Origin of the sequence: Kitasatospora sp. NPDC047058, from assembly GCF_040643935.1 — a bacterium.
In the GTDB taxonomy this organism is placed as follows: domain Bacteria; phylum Actinomycetota; class Actinomycetes; order Streptomycetales; family Streptomycetaceae; genus Kitasatospora.
Genome location: NZ_JBEYVJ010000662.1, coordinates 1 through 2,729 on the forward strand (window position 1 = coordinate 1; position 2,729 = coordinate 2,729).

Here is a 2,729-nt window from a genome sequence, read left to right on the forward strand (position 1 = left end):
GGACCCGCGGGTGGCCCTCGCCGCCAACCCGCCGCTGCCGCAGAGCGCTCCCCCGGCGCCGCCCGCCGCCGCCCCCGCCTCGCTCACCAAGGTCACCCTGGACAAGGGCCGGGTGAGCCTGACCAAGGGCGGCTCGGTCTCGCTGGAGAAGAACGGCAAGCCCTTCCTCTCCTCGGTCCGGATGGGCCTCGGCTGGGAGCCGGCCGGCCGCGGCCGCAACATCGACCTGGACGCCTCCTGCATCGCCTTCGACGCCCGGCGCGAGAAGCTGGACACCGCCTGGTTCATGAAGCTGGGCATCTTCAACGGCGCCGTCGCCCACTCCGGCGACAACCTCACCGGCCAGGGCGGCGGTGACGACGAGTCGATCACCGTCCACCTCGACGGCCTGCCGCCGGAGGTCTCCGGCCTGGTGTTCGTGGTGAACTCCTTCTCCGGCCAGAAGTTCACCGAGGTCAAGAACGCCTACTGCCGCCTGGTGGACGCCGGTTCGGAGCAGGAGCTGGTCCGCTTCGACCTCACCCAGTCCGAGCCGCACACCGGTGTGGTGATGTGCAAGCTGGTCCGCCAGTACTCCGGCGAGTGGGTGATGACCGCGGTCGGCGAGTACGTCGACGCCAAGACCGCCCGCGCCATGGTCAAGCCGGCCGCCTCGATGCTCTGACCGGGCCCGCAACGGCCGGGTGCCGGGAAATCGCCTGGATTTCCCGGCACCCGGCCGCCATGCTGTGCGGATGCTGATCAGGGAAGCCACCGCCGAGGACTGGCCCGCCATCTGGCCGTTCTTCCACCACATCGTCGCCGCCGGGGAGACCTTCACGTTCCCGCTCGACCTGGACGTCGAGCAGGGCCGGGGCTGGTGGCTGCTCCCGGCCCCGAACCGCACGGTGGTCGCGGTGGACGAGGCGAGCGGCACCGTGCTCGGCACCGCCAAGATGAACCGCAACCACCAGGGCAACGGCTCGCACATCGCCAGCGCCAGCTACATGGTCGACCCGGCGCACTCCGGCCGCGGCGTCGGCCGCGCCCTCGCCGAGTACACCCTCGACTGGGCCCGCCGGGCCGGCTACCGCGCCATGCAGTTCAACGCCGTGGTCGCCTCCAACGAGCACGCGGTGAAGCTGTACGAGTCGCTCGGCTTCACCGTCATCGGCACCCTCCCCGAGGGCTTCCGCCACCCCGTCCACGGCTACGTCGGCCTGCACGTCATGCACCGCGCCCTCTGAGGACCACCCGCCCGCGCGACTACTCCTCGATCGCGCCGCCGACCCGCCGCAGGTGCTGCCGGAAGCTGTACGACGGGTCGGCCGCGCGCCGCTCCAGGTAGTCGTCGAACGCGGTCTGCCGGCGCAGCGTGTCGCCCGCACGGATCCGCTCCGCCTGCGCGCGCTCGGTCCGGGCGATGGCGGCGGCGGTCTCCAGCACCTCGTCCAGCCGCGCGGCGGGGACGAACAGCACGCCGTCCGCGTCCGCGAACACCGCGTCCCCGGCGCTCACCAGGTGCGGCCCGAACCGCGCGGTGGTCAGGGCCTCCGGCTCCCGCTCGTCCAGCCGCACCGGCCCGAGCGGCAGGCTGCCGTAGCTGAACACCGGCAGCCCGATCTCCACCAGCTCCGGGGTGTCCCGGTGCAGGCCCCACACGACCAGCCCGGCCAGCCCCGCTGCGCGCGCCTCCAGCACGGCGAGGTCCCCGATGCAGGCCTCGTCCGTGCGCCCGCCGTTGTCGATCACCAGCACGTCCCCGGGCGCGGCCGCGCCGTACGCCTCCAGGAAGACGTCCACGCTGCCGTAGTGCCGCACCGGCAGCACCCGCCCGGCCACCCGGCTCCCGGCCACCCGGCTCCCGGCGACCACCGCGGCGACCCCGGCCGGCGCCACCCGCAGCTCCACCCCCAGCCGCACACAGGCGTCCGCCACCAACGGCGTCGACAACTCCGCGAACCGCTTCAGCACCACGTCAACTCCTCCCGCTCGCCACACAGTTCACCAGCAAGACGATCCTACGGCGCTCCCCTTCTCGCACCATCGAGTGAAAACCGCCGTACCCGGCATACTCCACGAACCCCGCCACTAGCGTGACCGACACCTGAAGGAGGGGCATCGTGAGTGCCGTGGCGCATGAGCAACCGAGCTCCCCATCGCAGGAGGACATCCTGCTGGAGGGCTTCCTGAGCCTGCACTCCCCCGACGGCCTCCGGGCCGAGCTCATCGAGGGAGAGATCATCGTGGCTGCACCGCCGGACGGCGATCACGAGGACTGCATCAGCCATCTGGTCAAGTAGGTCATCCGCGAGGCCGCCACCGACATGAGCGTTTCCGGCGGCAAGGGCCTCCGGCTGGTCAGCGGAGGTCTCTGCCCGAAGAACCACGTCATCCCGGACGTGACCTTCGCCCCCGAGGAACTCCGCCTGTTCCGCGGCGCCCCGCCCTGGATGGACCCGGACGGCGTCGCCATGGTCGCCGAGGTGACCTCCACCAAGCCCGACCAGGACCGGATCGCCAAGCGCCACTGCTACGCCCGCGCCGGGATCCCGCTGTACCTGCTCGTCGACCGCGAGAAGTCGCAGGTCAGCGTCTTCAGCAAGCCGCTCCGCGACGAGTACACCGAGGTCCACCTCGCGCCGTTCGGCCAGCCGCTCGCCCTACCGGCACCCTTCGGCTTCGAGCTGGACACCAAGCCCTTCCTCTAGCGCGCACACGACGGACGGCCCGCACCCCCCTTCCACAAG

3 protein-coding genes and 1 pseudogene are annotated in these 2,729 nt (G+C 71.8%); 3 read left to right on the forward strand and 1 reads right to left on the reverse strand.

Features of this window, described 5'->3' with window-relative positions; translation table 11 throughout:
- Both ABZ885_RS38925 and ABZ885_RS38930 read left to right on the forward strand, forming a co-directional pair.
- A partial coding sequence (locus ABZ885_RS38925; protein ID WP_360199601.1) for a TerD family protein occupies positions 1-664 on the forward strand: 664 nt, incomplete at its 5' end.
- A gap of 70 nt (positions 665-734) precedes the next feature.
- Positions 735-1,226, forward strand: coding sequence for a GNAT family N-acetyltransferase (locus ABZ885_RS38930; protein WP_360199603.1), 492 nt, complete (start codon positions 735-737; stop codon positions 1,224-1,226).
- Between the two features lie 19 nt (positions 1,227-1,245).
- On the opposite strand, the gene ABZ885_RS38935 is transcribed toward ABZ885_RS38930, so the two are convergent.
- A complete protein-coding gene (locus tag ABZ885_RS38935) occupies positions 1,246-1,953 on the reverse strand; it encodes an RraA family protein (RefSeq protein ID WP_360199605.1) in 708 nt (235 codons plus the stop codon).
- 149 nt (positions 1,954-2,102) lie between these two features.
- Here ABZ885_RS38935 and ABZ885_RS38940 point away from each other — a divergent pair.
- Positions 2,103-2,690: pseudogene (locus ABZ885_RS38940) on the forward strand (Uma2 family endonuclease).
- Positions 2,691-2,729 lie beyond the last annotated feature (39 nt).

Excerpts from the sequence above, each read along its gene's own strand:
- ABZ885_RS38930 (WP_360199603.1), top strand. The coding sequence starts at position 735 with ATGCTGATCAGGGAAGCCACCGCCGAGGACTGGCCCGCCATCTGGCCG.